The sequence below is a fragment of the Shewanella sp. CAL98-MNA-CIBAN-0140 genome, from assembly GCF_040309905.1.
Taxonomy (GTDB): Bacteria; Pseudomonadota; Gammaproteobacteria; order Enterobacterales; family Shewanellaceae; genus Shewanella; species Shewanella psychromarinicola.
In genome coordinates this window covers 1-333 of sequence record NZ_JBEOPI010000113.1, presented here as the reverse complement: position 1 = coordinate 333, position 333 = coordinate 1, and the positions used below count along the sequence as shown (strand labels likewise).

General features: G+C 48.9%; 3 tRNA genes. All 3 read left to right on the top strand.

What is annotated here, in order from left to right:
* Positions 1-7: 7 nt before the first annotated feature.
* The 3 genes from AAEY93_RS20395 to AAEY93_RS20385 all read left to right on the top strand — a co-directional run bounded on the left by AAEY93_RS20395 (position 8) and on the right by AAEY93_RS20385 (position 325).
* Positions 8-83, top strand: a tRNA-Met gene (locus AAEY93_RS20395).
* Between the two features lie 45 nt (positions 84-128).
* Positions 129-204 (top strand) — tRNA-Met (locus tag AAEY93_RS20390).
* 45 nt (positions 205-249) lie between these two features.
* Positions 250-325 (top strand) — tRNA-Met (locus AAEY93_RS20385).
* Positions 326-333: the final 8 nt, after the last annotated feature.

The window sequence follows — 333 nt, the reverse complement described above, 5'->3', positions numbered from 1 at the left end:
TATCGGACGCGGGATGGAGCAGTTGGTAGCTCGTCGGGCTCATAACCCGAAGGTCGTAGGTTCAAGTCCTACTCCCGCAACCATTTCTTTAATCAATAGAATAAAAACAATTGATAGCGTTTGTCGGACGCGGGATGGAGCAGTTGGTAGCTCGTCGGGCTCATAACCCGAAGGTCGTAGGTTCAAGTCCTACTCCCGCAACCATTTCTTTAGTCAATAGAATTAAAATAATTGATAGCGTTTGTCGGACGCGGGATGGAGCAGTTGGTAGCTCGTCGGGCTCATAACCCGAAGGTCGTAGGTTCAAGTCCTACTCCCGCAACCATTTCTTTA